This window comes from Robinsoniella sp. RHS, assembly GCF_001029355.1.
Classification (GTDB): Bacteria; Bacillota; Clostridia; order Lachnospirales; family Lachnospiraceae; genus Robinsoniella; species Robinsoniella peoriensis.
In genome coordinates this window covers 152725-175397 of sequence record NZ_JNGB01000001.1, presented here as the reverse complement: position 1 = coordinate 175397, position 22673 = coordinate 152725, and the positions used below count along the sequence as shown (strand labels likewise).

At 42.1% G+C, this 22673-nt stretch carries 21 protein-coding genes and 1 other RNA gene; 19 read left to right on the top strand and 3 right to left on the bottom strand.

From position 1 onward, the window contains the following. The first annotated feature begins 18 nt into the window (after positions 1-18). The 15 genes from RHS_RS00785 to rnpB all read left to right on the top strand — a co-directional run bounded on the left by RHS_RS00785 (position 19) and on the right by rnpB (position 16350). A complete protein-coding gene (locus RHS_RS00785) occupies positions 19-441 on the top strand; it encodes a TrkA family potassium uptake protein (protein ID WP_027294347.1) in 423 nt (140 codons plus the stop codon). Between the two features lie 88 nt (positions 442-529). Then, the gene (locus RHS_RS00780; protein WP_027294346.1) at positions 530-958 is read left to right on the top strand and encodes a DMT family transporter; all 429 of its coding nucleotides are present in this window, start codon (positions 530-532) and stop codon (positions 956-958) included. A gap of 99 nt (positions 959-1057) precedes the next feature. After that, on the top strand, positions 1058-1678 hold the full coding sequence (locus tag RHS_RS00775; protein WP_027294345.1) for a ComEA family DNA-binding protein: 621 nt from the start codon (positions 1058-1060) through the stop codon (positions 1676-1678). Positions 1679-1693: 15 nt separating this feature from the next. Next, a complete protein-coding gene (locus RHS_RS00770; protein ID WP_027294344.1) occupies positions 1694-2383 on the top strand; it encodes a response regulator transcription factor in 690 nt (229 codons plus the stop codon). Between the two features lie 159 nt (positions 2384-2542). Continuing rightward, positions 2543-3928 carry a HAMP domain-containing sensor histidine kinase gene (locus RHS_RS00765; protein WP_330377211.1) on the top strand — a complete coding sequence of 462 codons (1386 nt, stop codon included), beginning with the start codon at positions 2543-2545 and terminating at the stop codon, positions 3926-3928. A gap of 14 nt (positions 3929-3942) precedes the next feature. Then, positions 3943-5013 (top strand): GerMN domain-containing protein, encoded by a 1071-nt coding sequence (locus RHS_RS00760; protein ID WP_395020908.1) that lies wholly within the window; start codon positions 3943-3945, stop codon positions 5011-5013. Continuing rightward, positions 5010-7226: a DNA internalization-related competence protein ComEC/Rec2 gene (locus RHS_RS00755; protein WP_395020906.1), complete on the top strand. Its 2217-nt coding sequence runs from the start codon at positions 5010-5012 to the stop codon at positions 7224-7226. The genes RHS_RS00760 and RHS_RS00755 overlap by 4 nt, the downstream gene beginning before the upstream one ends. Before the next feature lie 168 nt (positions 7227-7394). After that, the gene (locus RHS_RS00750; protein ID WP_027294342.1) at positions 7395-8402 is read left to right on the top strand and encodes a deoxyguanosinetriphosphate triphosphohydrolase; all 1008 of its coding nucleotides are present in this window, start codon (positions 7395-7397) and stop codon (positions 8400-8402) included. Positions 8403-8413: 11 nt separating this feature from the next. Continuing rightward, positions 8414-10180 carry a DNA primase gene (gene dnaG / locus RHS_RS00745; protein ID WP_047832082.1) on the top strand — a complete coding sequence of 589 codons (1767 nt, stop codon included), beginning with the start codon at positions 8414-8416 and terminating at the stop codon, positions 10178-10180. A 77-nt stretch (positions 10181-10257) separates the two neighbouring features. Further along, the gene (gene rpoD / locus RHS_RS00740) at positions 10258-11358 is read left to right on the top strand and encodes an RNA polymerase sigma factor RpoD (RefSeq protein ID WP_027294340.1); all 1101 of its coding nucleotides are present in this window, start codon (positions 10258-10260) and stop codon (positions 11356-11358) included. Positions 11359-11374: 16 nt separating this feature from the next. Further along, positions 11375-12067 (top strand): class I SAM-dependent methyltransferase, encoded by a 693-nt coding sequence (locus RHS_RS00735; protein WP_027294339.1) that lies wholly within the window; start codon positions 11375-11377, stop codon positions 12065-12067. Next, positions 12064-12861, top strand: coding sequence for a Nif3-like dinuclear metal center hexameric protein (locus tag RHS_RS00730; protein WP_047832081.1), 798 nt, complete (start codon positions 12064-12066; stop codon positions 12859-12861). Before RHS_RS00735 ends, RHS_RS00730 begins: the two co-directional genes overlap by 4 nt. An 83-nt stretch (positions 12862-12944) precedes the next feature. After that, positions 12945-14186, top strand: coding sequence for a cation:proton antiporter (locus RHS_RS00725; RefSeq protein WP_027294337.1), 1242 nt, complete (start codon positions 12945-12947; stop codon positions 14184-14186). Positions 14187-14259: 73 nt separating this feature from the next. After that, positions 14260-15927, top strand: coding sequence for a nucleoside kinase (locus RHS_RS00720; protein WP_027294336.1), 1668 nt, complete (start codon positions 14260-14262; stop codon positions 15925-15927). A 78-nt stretch (positions 15928-16005) separates the two neighbouring features. Beyond that, an RNA gene (gene rnpB / locus RHS_RS01295) (RNase P RNA component class A) lies at positions 16006-16350 on the top strand. 109 nt (positions 16351-16459) lie between these two features. Here rnpB and RHS_RS00715 read toward each other — a convergent pair. Together RHS_RS00715 and pyrB are read right to left on the bottom strand one after the other, a co-directional pair. Beyond that, positions 16460-16888 carry an aspartate carbamoyltransferase regulatory subunit gene (locus tag RHS_RS00715; RefSeq protein WP_047832135.1) on the bottom strand — a complete coding sequence of 143 codons (429 nt, stop codon included), beginning with the start codon at positions 16886-16888 and terminating at the stop codon, positions 16460-16462. Positions 16889-17023: 135 nt separating this feature from the next. Next, positions 17024-17941 (bottom strand): aspartate carbamoyltransferase, encoded by a 918-nt coding sequence (gene pyrB / locus RHS_RS00710; protein WP_027294334.1) that lies wholly within the window; start codon positions 17939-17941, stop codon positions 17024-17026. A 298-nt stretch (positions 17942-18239) separates the two neighbouring features. Between pyrB and RHS_RS00705 the strand changes: the two genes are divergently transcribed. Further along, positions 18240-18641 carry a PH domain-containing protein gene (locus tag RHS_RS00705; RefSeq protein ID WP_027294333.1) on the top strand — a complete coding sequence of 134 codons (402 nt, stop codon included), beginning with the start codon at positions 18240-18242 and terminating at the stop codon, positions 18639-18641. A 53-nt stretch (positions 18642-18694) separates the two neighbouring features. On the opposite strand, the gene RHS_RS00700 is transcribed toward RHS_RS00705, so the two are convergent. Then, a complete protein-coding gene (locus RHS_RS00700; protein ID WP_027294332.1) occupies positions 18695-19075 on the bottom strand; it encodes a hypothetical protein in 381 nt (126 codons plus the stop codon). Positions 19076-19294: 219 nt separating this feature from the next. On the opposite strand from RHS_RS00700, the gene RHS_RS00695 reads away from it, so the two are divergent. From RHS_RS00695 to RHS_RS00685, 3 genes are all read left to right on the top strand, one after another. Next, the gene (locus tag RHS_RS00695; RefSeq protein ID WP_044295911.1) at positions 19295-20389 is read left to right on the top strand and encodes a LacI family DNA-binding transcriptional regulator; all 1095 of its coding nucleotides are present in this window, start codon (positions 19295-19297) and stop codon (positions 20387-20389) included. 101 nt (positions 20390-20490) lie between these two features. After that, positions 20491-21834: a sn-glycerol-1-phosphate dehydrogenase gene (locus tag RHS_RS00690; RefSeq protein WP_047832080.1), complete on the top strand. Its 1344-nt coding sequence runs from the start codon at positions 20491-20493 to the stop codon at positions 21832-21834. Continuing rightward, positions 21822-22622 (top strand): HAD-IIA family hydrolase, encoded by an 801-nt coding sequence (locus RHS_RS00685; protein WP_044289401.1) that lies wholly within the window; start codon positions 21822-21824, stop codon positions 22620-22622. The genes RHS_RS00690 and RHS_RS00685 overlap by 13 nt, the downstream gene beginning before the upstream one ends. Positions 22623-22673 lie beyond the last annotated feature (51 nt).

Below are 22673 nucleotides of genomic sequence, written 5' to 3'. Positions count from 1 at the left end.
AAATAGGAGATAATGGTTATGTGGAAGCAGAGAAAAAATATTTTAATTGCCGGATGCGGACGTTTCGGAGCTGGCCTTGCCGGGGAGCTGTCCAGGGGAGGCAGCCAGGTAGTAATTATTGATCAGGATCCGGAAGCATTCCGAAAACTGCCGTTGGATTTTAATGGAGTCCAGGTGCTTGGAAATGCAGCAGATCCTGATATATTGGAAGAGGCGGGCATGAAAGATGCCATTCAGGTAATTACCGCTACCAATGACGACAATATCAACTGTATTGTGGCACAGATGGCAAAACAGATCTATGAAGTGGATACTGTTTTTGCAAGACTGGAGGATATGAAAAAACAATGCCTCCTGGATTTTATGAAAATTAAAGTAATATGTCCCGTAAGTCTTTCCATCAAAGAATATGATCATCTGACCTGCAAACCGGCATCATAAATGAGGGTCTTGCAACGAATTTTAATAAAATACATACAAAGAACTCTTTTTGTGCATAATAAGCAGAAAAACAAAAGGAGTTCTTTTTATGTTGGGAATATTAATTGCACTTTTATCCGGAGCCCTGATGAGCGTACAGGGTGTTTTTAATACGGACGTAACGAAAAATAGCAGTCTTTGGGTGGCAACCAGCTTTGTACAGTTTTCAGCATTAATTGTTTGCCTGATTGCTTGGTTTTTTACCGGACGGGAAAGCTTTGGGGCGATTTTACAGGTTCCGAATAAATTTGCTCTGCTGGGCGGTGTAATCGGAGCTTTTATCACAATAACTGTAATTAAGAGTATGGATTCCCTTGGACCGGCAAAGGCAGCCATGCTGATTGTAATTTCTCAGCTCATTGTGGCATATGTCATTGAATTGATGGGGATATTCGGTGTGGAAAAGCAGCCTTTTGAATGGCGGAAGCTCTTAGGAATGGGCGTTGCAATCGTAGGAATTGTAATATTTAAGTGGTAATTTAAAAATAGCTATTGTAATCGGGGAGAAAGTTCGTTAAAATATAAGAGATTGCATAGGGGGCCCTTACATCAAAATGATGAAAGGGGATTATGTAATATGAAGTTCAGAATCAAATGCTTAGGCGCCTGCATCCTGCTGAGTGTACTCCTTTTGACCGGATGTCACGATAATGATATGCCTCTGGTTCTGGAGACAGAAACCATAGGGACAGAAGAGACAGGCAGTCAGGATCAGAGTAACCGTCAAAGCGAAGAGCAGCATACGGACGTACAGATAAAGACTGAAATTTATATAGATGTGAGCGGGGCGGTTTTAAACCCCGGAGTCTATGAGCTGCCTTCTGATGCCAGAATTTATGAAGCAATAGAAAAGGCCGGCGGACTTCTTCCAGATGCAGATAAAGACTCACTGAATCAGGCTGAAAAGCTGAGTGACGGGCAGAAGATCAGAGTTTATACATCAGCAGAGGCCGAAACAATGGCGCAGGCTGAGATACCTGCAGCCCCCGGGGCACCAGGAGAAACCAGTATTGTGAATTTGAATACAGCCGATGAGGCAGGACTTATGACACTGCCCGGAATAGGAGAAGCAAAAGCGAAGGATATTATTGCATATCGAACAGAACAGGGTGGTTTTAAAAGTATAGAAGAAATCAAGAACATCAGTGGAATCAAAGACGCAGTATTTAATAAAATAAAAGATAAAATAGTGGTTTAATAAGGAGAATGAAGCATGGGAAAGAAAGTATTAGTTGTTGATGATGAAAAGTTAATCGTAAAAGGGATTCGTTTCAGTCTGGAGCAGGATGGCATGGATGTAGATTGTGCATATGACGGAGAAGAAGCGGTCAGACTTGCAAGAGAGAATGAATATGATATTATGCTTTTAGACGTCATGCTTCCAAAGCTGGATGGATTTGAGGTATGCCAGCAAGTCAGGGAATTTTCCAGTGTTCCGATTGTAATGCTAACTGCAAAAGGTGACGATATGGATAAAATTCTGGGATTGGAATATGGAGCAGATGATTATATCACAAAGCCGTTTAATATTCTGGAGGTAAAGGCAAGGATCAAGGCAATCATCAGGCGTACGGCTAAAAAGGCAGAGGCATCGACCAGAGGCAGAATGGTTGAAGTAGGTGACCTGGTATTAGACTGTGAAGGAAGAAGAGTCAGCATAGCCGGGAAAGAAATTAATCTTACGGCAAAAGAATTCGATGTCCTGGAACTGCTTGTATTTAACCCAAACAAAGTATACAGCAGAGAAAATCTTCTGAACATCGTATGGGGATATGAATATCCGGGCGATGTAAGAACAGTGGATGTACATATCAGACGTTTGCGTGAAAAAATAGAGATAAATCCAAGTGAGCCAAAGTATGTTCACACAAAGTGGGGCGTTGGTTATTATTTTCAGCATTAGTTTTCAGACACATTTTCAGACAGGCTCTGGAGCAGGGCTGTGAAGAGGGGACGAGGCATCTGTGTGCATCGTCCCTGCTTAGAAAAAACGAGGGGATTATGAGACGTGCGAGGGATTTTTAACAATAAATTTATCAAGAAATATGCCAAGAGCCTTCAAGTGCGCATATTTGTAATTTTCTGTCTGGTTGGAATGCTGCCGATTATGGTCCTGAAATTCGGGATTCTGAAAAGCTATGAAAACCAGTCTATTCAGCAACGGGGGAAAATGGTTCAAAACCAGTGCAATAATATCGCGGACCAATTAAGCGATTCGATGTATTTTAAGGGGAATTCATCGCCTGTCATTGATAATGAACTGGCACAACTGGCAAATCTGTACAGCGGACGTGTGGTGATTGTAAATAATCAACTGCGGGTCATCAAAGATACATACGGGATTGACGAGAAAAAATTTATCGTATCAGAGGAACTGATCAAGAGTTTTAAAGGGGAAGATACCCTCCATTATGATAAAGACGGAGAATTTATCGAAATGACCGTCCCTGTAAAAGATGCAGTTACCAAAGAATTAATCGGCGTTATGATTGTAAGCACGCCCACTCAGGATATTAAAGATGCAAGGGATTTATTAGGCAGACAGGTATTCGTACTGCAGATTGTTTTGGCTCTTTGCGTTATTGGAATTGCATTCTACACATCCAAGATTCTGGTGCGTCCATTTGGTAAAGTGACGCAATCTCTGGAAGAGCTTACCGGGGGATTTCTGGAAGACGATATCAAGCTTTTAGACTATACGGAGACACAGCAGCTGTCGGAGGCATACAATAAAATGCTGGGCCGTATGAAGGCGCTGGATGATTCCAGGCAGGAATTTGTATCCAATGTCTCCCATGAGTTAAAAACACCCATTACCTCCATGAAAGTACTGGCTGATTCTCTTCTGATGCAGGAAGAAGTTCCAAATGAACTGTACAAGGAATTTATGACAGATATTGCAGAAGAAATTGATCGGGAAAATAAAATTATCAACGATCTGCTTTCTTTGGTTAAGCTGGATAAAAAGGCTTCGGATCTGAATATACAGCCAACAAATATCAATGAATTATTAGAGCTCATTTTAAAAAGACTGCGGCCCATTGCAGCAAAACGCAATATCGAGCTGGTTCTGGAAACTTTCCGTCCGGTATCGGCAGAAGTGGATGAAACAAAGCTGACTCTTGCAGTATCTAATCTTGTAGAAAACGCGATTAAATATAACAAGGAAGGCGGATGGGTTCATGTGTCCATCAACGTAGACCATAAGTATTTTTATGTGAAAGTAGAGGATTCCGGAATGGGTATACCCGAAGAATCCCAGGAACATATTTTTGAACGGTTCTACCGGGTGGATAAATCACATTCAAGGGAAATCGGAGGCACGGGTCTTGGTCTTGCTATTACAAGAAATGCAATACTAATGCACCGGGGTGCGATTAAAGTATACAGTAAAGAGGGAGAAGGGACGACTTTTACCGTTAGGATTCCTTTGAATTATGTAGGATAATGGGGAGATACAACATGAAGAATTTCTTTAAACTATTGCTGATTGCAGCAGTGCTGCTGGCTTTGTCCGGATGTACAAAAAAGATGACAGAGCAGGCAAATCTGAAGATTTACTGTACAAACAGCGAAGGAACAAAACTGGTAGAAGAAAATTATAAGGCTTCCTCTGCCAACCCGGAAGACATGATCCGGGAGATGCTGGATAAGCTAAAGGCTGATCCGTCTCCAATGGAGCATAGAAGTGCTATCCCAAAAGATGTTCATATTGCGGGGTATCTGCTGGAGGGTAAACAGCTGATCTTAACATTTGATGATGCTTATCAGAAAATGAACAATGTAACAGAAGTGCTTATGAGGGCTGCAATAGTGAAAACCCTGGTTCAAATCGAAGGCGTGGATGATGTAGTCTTCAAGATTGGTGACCAGGAACTGATGGACGATACGGGCAATCCTATTGGTCCAATGAATGCAGACACCTTTATCGATACAAAAGGAAAGGGGATCAATTCCTATCAATATGCGTCACTGACATTATATTTTGCAAATGAAGACGGTACCAGGCTGGTAAAAGAGATGCGTAATGTGCATTACTCAACAAACACAACCCTGGAAAAGGTAGTTTTGGAACAGCTGATTGCAGGCCCGGTTAATACAAAGCTTCAGCCCGTTTTACCCGCTAATACGAAAGTGTCGAGTGTATTGGCTGATAAGGAAAGCTGTACCATTAATTTTGATGAAAGCTTTAATAAGATTCTTTTAGACAGGGAAATTTTACCGGAGGTCACAATTTATGCCATGGTTAATTCAATCATTGATTCCTGTAAAATTACCAGAGTCCAGATGCAGATAGGCGGAAATGCCGAAGTGCAATACCGGGATAAGATTAGTTTCAAAGTGCCGTTTGAACGCAGCAAAGATATTATCATGCAGGTAGAGGGTACTAAACAAGAGAGTACCGTACCTGACAGCCAGGCAGATACGGATATGACCGGAACAGAAAATGATTCCAGTGTTCATGAACCAACCATGGGGATTGATCCAAATCTGAAGCAGGAAACGGATACCACAAAGGAGAGTGACAAGTGACAAGAAGACCGCTTTGTGTCATTTGTTTTCTGGTGATCGGCTGGCTGCTGGTCAGCGGGAAGTACGGGATGAATGAAAATTCATCCTGGACCTCCCGGCTTTATGACAAAAAAATAACCGTCACAGGCCGGCTTGTGAAACAGGAACAAAGCGCCACATCAAATCAATTATATCTGAAAAACAATTCTATTATTTATCAATCGAAATCTTATAAAATTCCAAAACAAAAACAAATTCTTATATTTACCGACGATGTAACAATGTATAAGGCTGGCAGTTTACTAAAAGTAACCGGGATCTGCCGGGAAATGGAAGAGCCGGGAAACCCGGGACAGTTTGATTTAAAAAAGTACTATGAAATTAAAGGAATCCAGATGGTTCTGAATAAGGGAAAAGTGAATGATACCGGCAGTAAGTATTGGCATATCCGGCAGTTTCTGTGGGACATGAGACAACGCTTTAAACGGACGTTTCTTCAAGTAGCAGGGGAAGAAAATGCCTCTGTACTGACCGCAATGCTGCTGGGAGAAAAAAAGGAACTTGACCCGGAAGTGAAAAGCTTATATCAAGATAACGGGATCGCTCATATTTTGGCAATTTCCGGTCTGCATATCTCCATGCTGGGAATCGCTTTACACAAACTACTGCGCAAACTGGGGATTTCCTGGTACATATCCGGGGGAGCAGCAGGAATTACGATGTGTGCATACGGCTTGATGACGGGATTTGGCGTTTCCACCACCCGTGCGGTTATTATGTTCCTGATGTACCTGCTGGCGGGGATTCTGGGCAGGACTTATGATATTGTGTCAGCACTTGCGCTGGCTGCGGTAATGATTTTAATAGAGAATCCGCGGTACCTGACAGATGCAGGCTTCTTATTATCTTTTCTGGCAGTACTTGGTGCAGCTGTACTGGCACCTGTGATGCGGGATATATTCTCCAGTAAAAATAAACTGCTGGAATCATTTCTGGTCAGCATGGCGATTCAGCTTACAACGGTTCCCATTGTGTTATACTTTTATTTTGAAATCCCCCTGTATGGAGTAGCTTTAAACCTGATCGTGATCCCGCTGATGAGTCTCGTATTGGGATTTGGCATTGCAGGCGGTATAGCTGGTCTTATTTCTATTCCGGCGGGTATCTTCCTGATCTCCCCCTGTTATTATATATTAGGACTGTATAAATACCTCTGTGTTGCGGTACTGCAGCTGCCATTTGCAAAAGTGATCATTGGAAAACCCCAATTATGGCAGATTATTTTATATTATCTTATTTTACTGGCCTTATGTCTGATTAAACAAAATAAACAGTATGGAGAGGTTGTAAAGTGGGTATGGGGAACAGCATTTATGTTCTTTCTGATTTCCAGACAGCCCATAACAGGGATGAGAATTACCTTTCTGGATGTGGGGCAGGGGGATGGCATCTGTATCCAGTCGCCCGGAGGAATAAATTGTTTCATTGACGGGGGCAGCAGTGATGTAAAACTGGTAGGGAGTAAAAGGATTGAGCCCTTTCTTAAAAGCCGGGGGATTCAGGAACTGGATTATCTTTTTATCAGCCATATGGATGCCGACCATATAAATGGAATTATGGAACTACTGCAGGCATATGCTTTAAACTTAGCAGGAGATAATGCCTCCGGAGTGTCAATCCGGCATCTGATCTTGCCAAAATTGGCAAAAAAGGATGAAGAATATCTGGAAATTGAAAATTTAGCGAAAAAAAATAAAATAAAGGTTCTATATTTTCAAAAAGGTGATAGAATTTTAAATGGCAGGTTTTCTTTTTCCTGTCTTCATCCTTCTGGGAATGCAAATTCGGAAGACAGAAATGAAAATTCTATGGTATTGCAAATGACCTATAAAAATTTTCGTATATTTCTTGCAGGAGATGTGGAAGGAAAGGGAGAAGAAGAGTTAATGGGATCAAAGGAATTGAAAAGGGCTGATATTTTAAAAGTTGCACACCACGGTTCAAAAAACAGCACACCAGACGCCTTTCTGGATAAAGTTCGTCCCCAGATAGGTATCTTGTCCTATGGAAAAGAAAACCGTTATGGACATCCCCATGAAGAACTTCTGAATCGTCTTCGGATGGCCGGGGTGACTTATTATTCCACCACGGATTATGGAGCCCTGGAAGTGACCAGTGATGGCGAAGAAATGAATATTCACGGGATGAAAAACCCAAAAAAATCAGATAAGTAAAATTTTCAAAGAAAAATAAAGGAAAAAACCATTTTTTGCGGAATATATTTAGTATGAGAATGTTAGAGCGTGTTTGAAAATTCATTTGGAACGAATCACCCAAAAAGTGAGACACACAGCTGCCGGAAAGCAATTTCAAACACGATCTGGAAAAGGAGGAGACAGGTGCTGACGATCAGAGAAAAAGCAGAACTTAGAGAAGAACAGATTTTTAGTCCCTATGCATCTTTGAGTAAGAACTCCAGGGGCCGGGACAGAGATGAACCACAGTGTGATATCCGTCCGGTATACCAGAGAGACCGGGACAGGATTTTGCACTGCAAGTCTTTTCGCAGGCTGAAGCATAAGACACAGGTGTTTTTGACTCCCTTGGGAGACCACTATCGGACCCGCCTGACTCACACGCTGGAGGTTTCCCAGACGGCAAGGACGATTGCACAGGCATTAGGGCTCAATGACAACCTGGCAGAGGCAATTGCCCTGGGACATGACCTGGGACACACTCCTTTCGGACATTCCGGAGAAAGTGCGTTGAATGAAGTCTGCCCGCTGGGATTTGCTCATTTTGAACAGAGTGTGCGGGTAGTGGAGTTACTTGAGAAAAAAGGAAAAGGATTAAACCTTACCTGGGAAGTGCGGGATGGGATTTTAAATCACAGAACCGCCGGTGATCCAAACACACTGGAAGGAAAAGTTGTGCGGCTTTCGGATAAGATTGCTTATATTAATCATGATATTGATGATGCAGAGCGTGCCGGTATCCTTCGGGAAGAAGATATTCCACTGGAGTATCGGGAGATTTTGGGATTTACCATCCGGGAAAGGTTAAATACCCTGATTCATGATATTGTAAGAAACAGTGAGGATAAAGCGGATATCATTATGTCACCTCATATAGAAGAGGCAATGCAGGGGCTTAGGTCCTTTATGTTCAAGCACGTTTACCGCAATCCAAAAGCTAAGGGAGAAGAGGCAAGAGCCAGGAATATGCTGCAGGAATTATACTATTATTATTCCAGGCACCTGGAAATGCTGCCAGGCGAATATCTCGAGCTGATTGAAAAAAGAAATGAAAGAGAAGAGCGGGTTGTGTGCGATTACATAGCTGGTATGACAGACCAGTATTCCATAAATAAGTTTTCGGAGCTTTTTATTCCGAAGTCCTGGCAGGTGTAAGGAGAGTTAAAATGTTTTATTCAGATGACATGATAGAAGAAATAAGGTTAAAAAATGATATCGTTGATGTAATTTCAGGATATGTAAAACTGCAGAGGAAAGGGAGTTCCTATTTCGGACTGTGTCCGTTCCATAATGAAAAGTCTCCCTCCTTTTCAGTAAGCCCGGCAAAACAGATGTATTACTGCTTTGGCTGCGGAGCAGGTGGAAATGTATTTACCTTTGTTATGGAATACGAAAATTACACCTTTCCGGAAGCTGTAAAATTTCTGGCTGACCGCGTAGGTGTGGATCTGCCGGAGCAGGAATATAATGAAGAAATGAAAAAGCAGCAGGATTTAAAAAGCCGTATTCTGGATTTAAATAAAATGGCTGCTAATTACTTTTATTTCCAGCTTCGCCAGGAGTGCGGCAGGCAGGCGATGGATTATCTGAAGGGCAGAGAATTAAACGATGAGACCATCAAAGGATTTGGCCTTGGATTTGCAAATAAATACAGTGATGATTTATATCTGTATTTGAAAAAGAAAGGGATCTCGGACGAGCTGTTAAGCCAGTCGGGATTGATGAACGTGGATGAGAAACATGGAATGTATGATAAATTCTGGAACCGCGTTATTTTCCCAATAATGGATGTAAATGGAAGGGTGATTGGTTTCGGCGGCCGTGTAATGGGGGATGGAAAGCCTAAATACTTAAATTCACCGGAAACGAAGGTATTTGATAAGAGCCGTAATCTATACGGTTTAAACATTGCCAGAACATCCAGAAAGAAAAATCTCCTGGTCTGCGAGGGCTACATGGATGTAATCTCCATGCACCAGGCAGGATTCAAAAATGCGGTAGCTTCTTTAGGTACGGCGCTGACGACTCAGCATGCGAGCCTTTTAAAGCGGTACACAGAAGAGGTAGTACTAACTTATGACAGTGATGAGGCCGGTCTGAAAGCGGCACTTCGGGCTATTCCGATATTAAAAGCAGCGGGACTTTCAGCAAAAGTGCTGGATATGAAGCCATATAAGGATCCGGATGAATTTATCAAAGCTCTTGGAGCAGAGGCTTTTCAGGATCGAATTGATCATGCAGTAAACAGTTTCTTTTTTGAAATAGATGTGATGCAAAAGGGTTATAATATGGATGACCCGGAAAGCAAAACCGATTTTTATAATCAGGTTGCTAAGAGACTTCTGGAATTCGAGCAGGAACTGGAACGGGAAAATTATATAGAAGCCATTGCCTCCAGGTATCATGTGGGATTTGAAAATCTCAGAAAATTGGTTAACCGTATGGCTATGAAGAGCATTTCAGCACCGGAAGTAAAGCAGAGGCCGAAAAACCGGAATGCGGAAAAGGAAGATGGGATGCTGAAATCCCAAAAACTGCTGCTGACCTGGCTGATCGAAAATCCCGGTTTGTTTGCACAGATAAAACCATACGTAGGACCGGATGATTTTACCACAGAGTTGTATCATACAGTGGCAGGAATGCTGTTTGAACAGTATGAGAACGGTGCTTTAAATCCGGCAAAAATCATTAATCATTTTACAGATCCTGAGCAGCAAAGAGAAACCGCTGCACTTTTTAATACCAGTATCCGCGTTGAGACAAAAGAAGAAATGAATAAAGCACTAAAAGAGACAATCGCAAGAGTGATGAATAATAGCATCGAGTATAAGACCACACATCTGGATCCTACAGATATTGTTGGTCTTCAGCAGATTATCCAGGCAAAGCGAAGGCTTCAGGATATTGAAAAAGTGCATATTTCCCTGGATTGAGGACAGAATAGTAATCAGTACAGCATTGATTAGTAAGCCTGAGATCTCGGTGGAAGCTATGAAAGGAAGGATGCAGGATGGAAGAACAAGTACTGGATTTTACGGAAAAATTAAAAGCTTTATTAGCATACGCCAGAAAAAAGAAAAATGTGTTAGAATATATAGAGGTGCAGGAGTTTTTCAAAGGCACTGACCTCACCGAAGAGCAGTGCGAAAAAATTCTGGACTATTTGGATAATAATGGAGTAGACGTATTGCGTATCTCGGATGACGAAGAAGAACCGTTGATCTTAGATGATGAAGATGAGATCAATCCGGAAGAAATAGACCTGTCCGTTCCGGAAGGAGTGGGAACAGATGATCCCGTCCGTATGTACCTCAAAGAAATCGGTAAGGTACCATTGCTTACCACAGAAGATGAAATCCAGCTTGCCATTCGAAAAGAAGAAGGTGACGAAGCGGCGAAGCATCAGCTGGCGGAGGCTAATCTGCGTCTTGTTGTGAGCATTGCCAAACGCTATGCAGGAAGAGGTATGGCTCTGCTTGATTTGATTCAGGAAGGTAATCTTGGACTGATCAAAGCAGTTGATAAATTTGATTACAGCAAAGGATATAAATTCAGTACCTATGCCACCTGGTGGATTCGTCAGGCGATTACCCGTGCGATTGCCGATCAGGCAAGAACTATCCGTATTCCGGTTCACATGGTGGAGACAATTAATAAAGTGATCCGCACATCCAGGCAGCTTGTCCAGGATCTGGGCAGAGAACCCAAGCCGGAGGAAATAGGTGAAGTGATGCATATGTCACCGGAGCGAGTGAGAGAGATTCTGAAAGTTTCCCAGGAACCGGTCTCTTTGGAAACTCCGGTTGGAGAAGAAGATGACAGCCATCTGGGTGACTTTATCCAGGATGACCATGTTGCGGTTCCGGCAGAAGCAGCTGCATATACTTTGCTCCGGGAGCAGCTGGTAGAAGTTCTGGATACACTGACTGACCGTGAACAAAAGGTATTATCCCTGCGTTTCGGTCTGGTGGACGGAAGAGCAAGAACCCTGGAAGAGGTTGGAAAAGAATTTAATGTCACAAGAGAACGCATTCGTCAGATTGAGGCGAAAGCACTGCGTAAACTGCGTCACCCAAGCCGCAGCCGCAAGCTAAAGGACTATTTGGATTAAGAAAGGAAGTTATCATATGCAGTTATCAAAAAGATTGTTAGCAGTCTCTGAAATGGTAACTTCCAATAGCCGCTTGGCGGATATTGGAACGGACCATGCATACATACCAATTTACCTGGTTGAGAATCAGAGAGTGCCCCATGCAATTGCCATGGATGTAAATAAGGGCCCCTTAAACAGGGCAAAAGAAAATATTGAACTTCATGGACTAAAGGAATACATAGAGACCAGGCTCTCCGACGGAGCAGCGGCACTACGGAATGGGGAAGTGGATTCTGTTGTTATCGCCGGTATGGGCGGAGGCCTGGTAATTAAAATACTGACCGAAGGATCAGAGGTTTTGGAAAGTGTAAAGGAGCTCATTCTGCAGCCACAGTCTGAGCTCGCTTTTGTGCGCCGCTTTTTACAGGAAAACCAATTCGCAGTCATTGAAGAAAATATGGTATTGGATGAAGGAAAATATTATCCCATGATGAAAGCAGTACATGGAAAAATGGATTACAATAGAGAGATTGATTTTAAATATGGCAGGCTCCTTCTGGAGCAGAAAAACGAATGTTTAAAATCCTTTCTGGATAAAGAAGAGAAGACTTATGAAAAAGTATTGGTAACTCTTCGGGGTAACGATGGGGATCACGCAAAACAGCGTTTCGCAGAAGTGGAACAGGAACTGGAGTATATTCGCAGAGCAAAGGAGGATATGGCATGACAGGAACAGAAATCATAGAAAAATTAGAGGAAATTTATCCTGCTTCTTATGCAGCACACTGGGACAACCCCGGACTGCAGGTGGGAAGAAGAGAAAAAGAGATTAAAAAAGTGTTTGTAGCATTGGATGCTACGGATGAAGTAATTGAGGCGGCAGTTGATAAAAAAGCAGATATGCTGATTACCCATCATCCCATGCTTATGTCCGGAATGAAAAAAATTAATACAGATGATTTTATGGGACGAAAAATTATCAGGCTGATACAAAATGATATATCCTGCTTCTCAATGCATACAAATTATGATGTTCTGATGATGGCAGGTTTAAGTGCCGAATACTTAGAATTGCAGGATCCCGCCGTAATGGAAGTGACTTACCGGGGATATGAAGGCAATGCTGTCCGGGAAGAGGGATTTGGCAGGGTTGGAAGATTAAAAAAAGAAATGACCTTAAGAGAAGCCGGCGAGCTGGTCAAACAGGCATTTAGTCTGGATACGGTAAAAATATTCGGTGATTTAGACAAAATTGTCAGTCTGGCGGCAATATCTCCGGGATCCGGTAAAAGTATGATCACTCCGGCACTGTCATCCGGTGCCCAGGTGCTGATTACAGGAGATATCGGACATCATGAAGGCCTGGATGCAGTTTCCCAGGGACTTTCCATTATAGATGCGGGGCATTATGGACTGGAACATATTTTTATTAAACAGATGGCTGAATATCTAAAACAAATTTTCCCACAGCTGGAAGTGGAGCAGGAGTTTGTAAAAAACCCTTTTTATGTCCTTTTTTGATTGAAAGGATATATCGCCTTGTGATAAGATAGGAATACAGAGATAAAACTGGATTTTGAGACAGAAAGAAGGAGAAAAGTGTTATGGATGGTTATGGTTTTTTGTTGGATTTGGCGCTCATTTTATTGAGCACAAAGGTGTTGGGACTGATTACCAGGAGGTATCATATGCCTCAGGTAGTAGGTGCGCTGCTTGCAGGGTTGATAATGGGTCCCGCGATGCTGGGAATTCTGAAAGAAACTGATTTTATTCAGGCTACGGCAGAACTTGGTGTAATTGTGCTGATGTTCTGTGCAGGAATGGAAACAGATATAGAAGAGCTAAAGCGCAGCGGAAAAGCCAGCTTTGTCATAGCAGTGTTAGGGGTAATCGTACCGCTGGCGGGAGGGCTTGCAGTGGGTTATTTCTTTAACCGGCCGGGTGTTATTGAATCAGACGCAAATGCATCCCTGTTATTGCAGAACATATTTATTGGCATTATCCTGACAGCTACCTCAGTGAGTATAACGGTTGAAACATTGAAAGAAATGGGAAAATTAAAAACCCGTTCCGGAAATGCAATTCTGGGGGCAGCAATTATCGATGACATCCTTGGCATTATTGCATTGACAATCGTAACCAGTATGGCGGATACATCTGTAAATGTGATTTATGTTTTATTAAAAATCGTTGCATTTTTCATCGTGGCTCTGATAGCAGGATATCTGTTTTACCTGTTTTATAAAAAGTGGAGTGACCCTTCAGAAAGAGGGCTGCAAAGACATGCAATTGCGGCATTCGTATTCTGCCTGCTGATGTCTTACGCTGCAGAACATTTCTTTGGCGTTGCTGATATCACCGGTGCATTTATTGCAGGTCTTATCATGTCCCGGACAAAACGGGCTCAATATGTGGAAGCCAGATTCAACACCTTATCATATCTGATGCTTTCCCCCATATTTTTTGCCAGTATTGGAATAAAGGTGGAACTTCCGGCTATGACGGGAGAAATTATAGCATTTTCCGTGATATTGGTTATAGTGGCAATACTGACCAAGATCATTGGATGCGGAATTGGTGCAAAGGTATGTCATTATAAAAATTATCAATGTGCCAGGATCGGTGTCGGGATGATATCCAGAGGTGAGGTTGCGCTTATTGTAGCAAATAAAGGTTCCAAACTGGGATTGCTTGGTAAAAGTTTTCTGGGACCCATTGTAGTCGTCGTTGTAATTACAACGATTATTACACCCATTCTGTTAAAGATCATATTTAAAAAAGGGCCGGGACCGGAATTGCCGCTCAGTGATTCTGCATTGGTGGATTCATTCGATAAAGTAATTTAATTCAAAAAATTTCATATAATACATATACAGGGTATTTATACAAGTTTTATTACAGAAAGGGGCAGGGGATAATATGGCTGAACAAATGGCAGTAGTAGAGTCAAGAGGAGAAAAGAAGAAGTATCCTTACGGTACCAGTTTCTACAAAATAGCAAAAGATTATCAACATCATTATGAACAGGATATCCTGCTCGTCATGGTAAATGGAAGACTAAGGGAACTTCACAGGGAATTAGAGGAGGATTGCCAGCTTACATTTCTGACGGCAGAGGATAAGATTGGATTTGACGCATACCGCAGAAGTATGATTCTTTTACTTCTAAAGGCAATCTATCATATGGGCGGCCATGCGAATATTAAGAAGGTCTGCGCCCATTATTCGGTAAGCGAAGGTTATTACTTTACCGTGGATGGGAAATTAAAGGTGGATAAAGAATTTCTCCAGCATGTAAAAGCTTATATGTTAAAGCGGGTAGAAGAGGATATTCCCATCACAAAAAGAAATGTCAGCATTGCGGATGCCAAACGCCTGTTCCGGCACTATGGAATGATAGATAAAGAAAAATTATTTAAATACCGTACGGTATCTACAGTTAATCTCTATGATCTGGATGAGTTCGAAGATTATTTCTACGGTTATATGGTATACAGTACCGGGTATCTAAAATATTTTGATATGCATCTCTATGACGAAGGCTTTGTTTTACAGTTTCCAACCCGCAGTCATCCGAGAGTTGTACCGGAATTCCTTCCGGAAACGAAAATCTTCCATGTTCAGAAGGAATCACTGAAGTGGGGGAAAATGCTGGATATTTCTACCGTGGGAGATTTGAATGAACGGATTGTCAATGGAGAGATTAATGAACTCATTCTGATTCAGGAAGCCCTGCAGGAGAAAAAAATGGGCGAAATGGCGGAACAGATTTTGAATAATCCAAGTAAACGTCTGGTGATGATCGCCGGTCCGTCTTCTTCCGGGAAGACTACATTTTCACACAGGCTATCGATTCAGCTGTCGGCACATGGTTTAAAGCCACATCCCATTGCCGTGGATGACTATTTTGTTGACCGGGATAAGACGCCGGTGGATGCAGAGGGCAAACACAATTTTGAATGCCTGGAAGCAATTGATGTGAAACAGTTTAACCAGGATATGAACGCGCTGCTTGCAGGAGAACGAGTAGAGCTGCCTCATTATAATTTCAAAACCGGCAAGCGTGAATATAAAGGAAACTATAAACAGCTGGGTGAAAATGACATTCTGGTTCTGGAAGGAATTCACTGTTTGAATGATCAATTGTCCCACAGCCTGCCAAGGGATAGTAAGTTTAAAATTTATATCAGCGCACTTACCCAGCTTAATATTGATGAACATAACCGAATTCCAACGACCGATGGAAGGCTTTTAAGGCGTATGATCCGGGACGCAAGAACCAGAGGAACCAGTGCAAAAGGAACAATCAGTATGTGGCCATCTGTAAGAAGAGGGGAAGAAAAATATATTTTCCCATTTCAGGAAGAGGCAGATGTGATGTTCAATTCAGCATTAATCTATGAACTGGCAGCACTGAAACTCTATGCGGAGCCGTTATTATTCAGTATCGATCCGGATGAGCCGGAATTTTTGGAAGCAAAACGTCTGTTAAAGTTTTTGGATTATTTTGTGGGGATGCCAAGTGAGAGTATTCCGCATAATTCTATCTTAAGGGAATTTGTGGGTGGAAGCTGTTTTAATGTATAAGTGAAATATCTGCATGTTAATGTATAAATGAATTACCTGCATTGACAAAAATAAAAAGAGATGGTAGAATACCCAAAGTAAGTAGAATAAATGGTCGCGGCTGGCAGACCGAAAGGTGCCAGACGAGGAAAGTCCGGGCTTCACAGGGCAGGGATGCCGGATAACGTCCGGTGGAGGCAACTCTAAGGATAGTGCAACAGAAATGAACCGCCAGTTTTACTGGTAAGGGTGGAAGGGCAGTGTAAGAGACTACCGCCTTTCTGGTAACAGAAGGGGCATATGTAAACCCCATCCGAAGCAAGACCGAACGAAAGCATATGGCGGCCCGTCAGCTTTAGGTAGGTCGCTGGAGCCTTTTGGCGACAAAAGGCCTAGATAGATGACCATTCACGACATAACCCGGCTTATCGTTCTGCTTATATTTAATAATATTTTAGATTGAAATGATTTGGACATAAAACAGCCGTAGGCATATTAATTGCCTGCGGCTGTTTTATGTCCGGAGTTCGTTTTTCGAATACACGTTTTCAAATTAACGTCCGGTATATTTTTCTTCACAATACTTACAGCGGTAAACTTCTTTTTCCGGATCAGTTAATACAAAGACCTGATCCAGACCTTGTTCGATAGAAGTGATACAGCGGGGGTTTTTACATTTAATCACGTTTGTAATTTTTTCCGGGAGGGAAAGTGCTTTTTTGTTTACAATCGTTCCATCTTTGATAATATTAATAGTAATGTTGTGATCTATAAATCCAAGGATGTCCAGATCCAGCAAATCAATGGGACATTCTACTTTAATAATATCTTTTTTTCCCATTTTATTACTGCGGGCATTTTTGATTATTGCAACACAGCAGTCCAGTTTGTCCAGTCTCAGATAGTGATAGATAGACATGCTTTTTCCGGCCTCAATGTGATCCAGTACAAAGCCTTCACTTAATTGTCCTACATTTAACATATTTATACCCATTGCATATTGCAGGCTTGCCTGCAATACTGCCACAATAAAACAGGTTGAAAGAATCACACTGTGGCATCCTTTCTATATCATAATTTTCTTTCAACCTTCTACCCATTGCAGTATTGCAGGCTTTCAACCTTCTATCTCCAATAAGGTAAGAATTAATGCCATTCTGACATATACACCATATTGTACCTGTTTGAAATAGGCAGCTCTCGGGTCATCATCTACCTCTACCGAGATTTCATTTACTCTTGGCAGGGGGTGGAGCACCAGCATATCGTCTTTGGCAAGTTCCATTTTCTGTTTGTCCAGAATATAGAAATCTTTCATGCGGACATAGTCTTCTTCATTAAAGAAGCGTTCCCCTTGAACTCTGGTCATATAGAGCAGGTCTAATTCAGGAAGGGCTTCTTCTAGGCGGACTACTTCTTTGTATTCCATATGGTTTTGTTCCAGAACATCTTCACGGATATAATCAGGAACACGCAGTTCATCCGGAGAAATCAGTACAAACCGGATACCGGTATAGCGTACCAGAGCATGAATGAGTGAGTGAACTGTTCTTCCAAACTTTAAGTCCCCGCATAATCCAATCGTCAGGTTGCCAAGGCGTCCCTTTAAAGAACGGATGGTCAAGAGATCGGTCAGTGTCTGGGTCGGATGCTGGTGTCCGCCGTCACCTGCGTTAATAACTGGGATAGAAGATTTCATAGAGGCTACCATAGGAGCACCTTCTTTGGGATGTCTCATAGCGCAGATATCTGCGTAGCAGGAGACCATACGGATTGTATCGGCAACACTTTCGCCCTTGGAAGCTGAGCTGGATGCGGCCGAAGAAAAACCAAGTACATTACCTCCCAGATTCATCATAGCTGCTTCAAAGCTTAATCTGGTTCGGGTACTTGGTTCATAAAATAAAGTTGCCAATTTTTTTCCTTCACATGCATGGGCATATTTCGATGGATTGGCTTCAATATCATTAGCTAAATTCAAAATAGTATTTAATTCCTCCACGCTAAAATCTAAAGGACTCATTAAGTGTTTCATAGTTTTCTCCTTTCGCGCAATGAATATTTGCTTTTAATATCATATAATAGATGGTATTGAATTTCAAGTGCTTTTTTCTATATTACAGCCGGAGTAATTACTTGGTATCAAAATAGATTTGAAATGTAAAAGGAATGGGAGGGAAATGCGGCTTAGACAGGGGAAAAATCTTTTGCAATTATGGGGCGTATGAGATATAATAAAAACAAAAGTTTTGGTATTTATTCAGAAGAAATTTACTATGGAATACTGCCTGTTTCCGGGTTTTGAAGGTAATTGGCGGTGGAGGAGGTAATATATGAAGTTTGTAGAGAAAAAAAGAGTGCTGTTTTTTGGACTGCCATGGACGTTCACAAAATATACGATTACGAATGAGTACATTACAGTGAATTCAGGTTTGCTAAATCATGAGGAGAATGATGCATACATGTATAAGATTGTGGATGTACGGCTGGATACCAGCCTTCTGGAGCGGTTGTTTGGACTTGGTACGGTGCATTGTTATGGGGGAGACGTAACGAATCCTACATTGGCGCTGGTACATATTAAGAATGCAAAACAGATAAAGAATTTTATTCTGGAAGCTTCTGAGGAACAACGAATCAAACGAAGAACATTGAATACCATGGATGTTGCCGGCAGTTTTGACGGGGCACAGGGGAATGTGGACTGTGACTGTGGCGGACAGCATATGGGCTAGAGTGTGTTTGAAGACAGGAAAAAGGCTGTTACATCGTTTGTATGCAACAGCCTTTATCGTTTTAAAATTTTTTCATAGAGCAGCCCTGTGGCAAACCACAAGGGAGCGTAGTCCAGTCTGATTACTCCTTTTACATTTAATTTTGCATTGCTGTAATCCCAGGGGCACATACCACGTTTTTTCAGGAAAGCACCGGTTAGAAATTCGGTACCGAATATGGCCATGGTGTAGATAAATCCGCGGAAAATAGCGCTTTTTTTATTTATGCGCTGGTAAATTGGACCGATAAAAGCTGCCATGCCATAGATAGGAAACATCCAGATCGAGGATTTTCCGGTTAATTTCAGTTCTCTGCGCCGGAATGAAAGAAAGCCGGTCCAGAGGATTTCCAGACACCAGCCGCAGATGCCGCATTTAATAAAATTATTCTTCATATGGAGAGTATGCGCCGGATTATCATGTATTATACATTTCGTTCATAATAAATAAAAAATTCAGTCACGCCCTGCTGCAGTGCTTTATGTTCCGGGAAGGATGCCACATGTTTATCATTAGAATCCGTATTATTTTGGCAGTATTGCAGGCTGCCTGCGGTATACAACTTATTAATGCAGTATTGCAGGAGGAACCTGCGATATGCAGGGGGTATAAAGATGAATAAAAAAGAAGTTACGGCTACGGATGTAGCAAAAGCAGCGGGAGTATCCCAGGCTGCTGTTTCTATGATCCTCAATAAGAAATACAATGTTTCTTTTTCCAGAGAGACAATTGAAAGAGTTGAAGAGGCAGCACGGAATTTAGGATATTCAATGGAAAAGAAATCTGCCAGGCAGCAGTCCAGAATGAAAGGGACAATCTTTGTAGTATGTCCCAATCTAAACAATCCCTATTATGGTATGCTGATTGACGGAATCGAACAGGCAGCTTTAAAAAACCGTTTTGATATATTCGTCTGCCAGACGAACCGGAACCTGCAGACAGAAGAGAAATATTTGAAACGGCTTGAAAAGCTTTGCCCTTCTGGTATTATCTATACCTGTATGCCGGCTTTTCCGGACATGGTCAACCGGATGGCCATGAAAATACCGGTAGTGTTTATCGGTGAAAAAAATAATAAATTATTAGTTGACTCCATAGAACTGGACAGCCGGAAGCCTGGCAGTATGATAGCCAGATATCTGCTGGAGCTTGGGCATCGGAAAGCAGGGTATATTTCGACTGCTGTAAATGAAAAACAGCCCGCCAGACTAAGGCGCAAGGAGGGATTTACAGAAGAATTCGAAAATGCGGGAATAGATCATCAGGTATTTATAAAAGAGCCTGATGAGGCACGAAAAGCCCCCTGTCTGCAAAACATGGATATGGAATTTCAAGTGGGTTACCTGCTGACGCTGGAGCTGATCAGGGAGGTGCCGGATATTACGGCAATCGTAGGGTTAAATGATATGATAGCGCTTGGAATCAGAGATGCTCTTTTGCAGGAGAAATACAGAATACCCAAGGATATTTCGGTTGTAGGCTGTGACAATATACTGGCATCCCAGATGCGTGGAATTGATCTGACGACGGTAGATCATTATGCAGGGAAAAAGGGAGAAGATGCCTGTAACCTTCTGATGCAGAAAATGGAACGCCAGAAGAGAGAAAAAGAGATAATGACAGAACATGTGGTTCACAGAGTGGAATATGAACCGCGTTTGATTATACGTGGGACTTCATCTTATGCTGTTTATAATTTAAAATATTAATAATAGACTTCATTTATAATTTGATACCGCCTTTGACAAAACAGAAAAAGTCGGGTAGAGTAGCAGCATAAGAAAATTTCTCAGGAAAGAAGGAGTCCATTATGAAGATAAAAGACTGGCAGGAATATTTAAACAGGGAAATACCATGCAGCTGCAGCAAAGAACATCGCTGCGATATTGATGAAATACTGATAGAAGCGGGTGCGTTAAAGAAGCTTCCGGGCATTTTATCCCGCTATAACTACCAAAATATCTGCGTCGTATCTGACATTCATACGGAGCAGGTTGCAGGTAAGACAGTCTCCGCTCTATTAAATGAAAATGGATATCAATATACGAAGGTAGTGTTTCCGGAAGATGAATTGATTCCGGATGAAAGGATATTAGGGAGCCTGTTGGTTGATTTGCCGCAGAATTGCGATTTGATCCTGGCAGTAGGCTCCGGAACCATCAATGACCTTTGCAAGTTTATCAGTTACAAATTAAATATTGATTATTTTATTTTGGCAACAGCGCCTTCTATGGATGGATTTGCTTCCAATGTAGCTCCGCTGATTGTAAAAAATCTGAAGACCACATATGAAGTTGGGAAACCAAAAGTAATCATCGGAGATCTGGAGATCTTAAAAGAAGCTCCGATTTCTATGATCGCTGCAGGTGCAGGAGATATTCTGGGCAAGTACGTGTGTTTAACAGACTGGAAACTGGCCCATCTGGTTACCGGAGAATATTACTGCGAGTATGTAGAATCTTTGATCCGCAGTTCCATCGAAGCTGTAGTATCAGCTATTTCAAGAGTCAAAGAGCGGGACGAAGAGGCAATAGGTTCCATTATGGAGGGATTGGTTTTATCCGGTATCGCTATGAGTTATGTGGGGAATTCCCGCCCGGCATCCGGAAGCGAGCACCATTTATCCCATTATTGGGAAATGATGTCATTATTCGGAGGCAGCCATGGGGCACTGCATGGGACAAAAGTAGGAATTGGTACGGTACTGGGATTAAGAATGTACGAAAAGCTGGGTGAAAAACTGGACAATCTGAAGGAAAAAAGTGCTTCCTTTCATCGGGATGCATGGGATCAGCTGATTCGGGAAGCATACAGGCAGGCAGCACCTCAGGTGATCCTGTTAGAAAATCAGGTACATAAAAATGCGGACGATGCTGTTCACAGCCGTGTAAATGAGCTTGAAAAGCATAAAGAAGAGATCAGAAAAATGATAGCAGCCCTGCCAAAAGCAGATGAAATTGCAGGGATGTTAAAAGAAATGGATGCTCCTTTCCAGCCGGCGCAGATCGGAGTAGATCATAAAACACTAAAAAACAGTGTATTATATGCAAAAGAACTGCGTAACCGTTTTGGACTACTGCAATTTTTGTTTGATACAGGAGAATTAGAAGAAATGTCAGAATTAGCTGTGAGGGAATTTTCATGTCAGAATTAAGTAATAAGAAATTATTTTTATTCGATATCGATGGTACCTTATCCGTCGGTGATACCTTGTTTGACGGGTCCAGGGAACTTTTGGAGTATATAGAGAAGATCGGTGGAAGTGCATATTATATTACTAATAATTCCACGAAAAGCAATCGGGATTATGTTGAAAAATTTGCCAAATGGGATCTTAGCACTGAGGAAGAGCAGTTTGTCACGTCGGGATACATGGCAATCCGTTATTTAAAAAGTTATTTTCAAAATCAGAAAATATTTGTACTTGGAACAAAATCTTATATTGCAGAATTACAAAAACAAGGCATTTTGGTAACCGAAGCTGTGGAAGATGACGTGGCATGTGTGCTGGCTGCATATGACAGTGAGTTAAACTATCAAAAATTGGAAAAAGCCTGTGAGCTGCTCTATCGAAAGGAAGTTGCTTATCTTGCCACCAATCCCGATCTTTGCTGCCCGGCACCTTTTGGATTTATACCGGACTGCGGTTCGATCTGTAATATGCTGGAGGCAGCCGTTTACCGCAAACCAAAGTATCTTGGAAAACCAAGCCGTGAAGTAGTCGAACTGTGCCTGGAACGGTCTGGATTTACAAGAGAAGAAACCCTGGTGGTAGGGGACCGGCTGTATACAGATATCGCCTGCGGCATAGAGGGAAAAGCACAGACATGCCTTCTGCTGACCGGTGAAGCGAAGCGGGAAGATCTGGAAAGTACAATTTATAAGCCGGATTATTGTTTTGAGACAGTCCGGGAATTATTGGAATTTATAGAGCGATCCTGATTCGGTATATACCAGTGCCTCCCGGCGTAAATACGCCGTGAGGTACTGGAG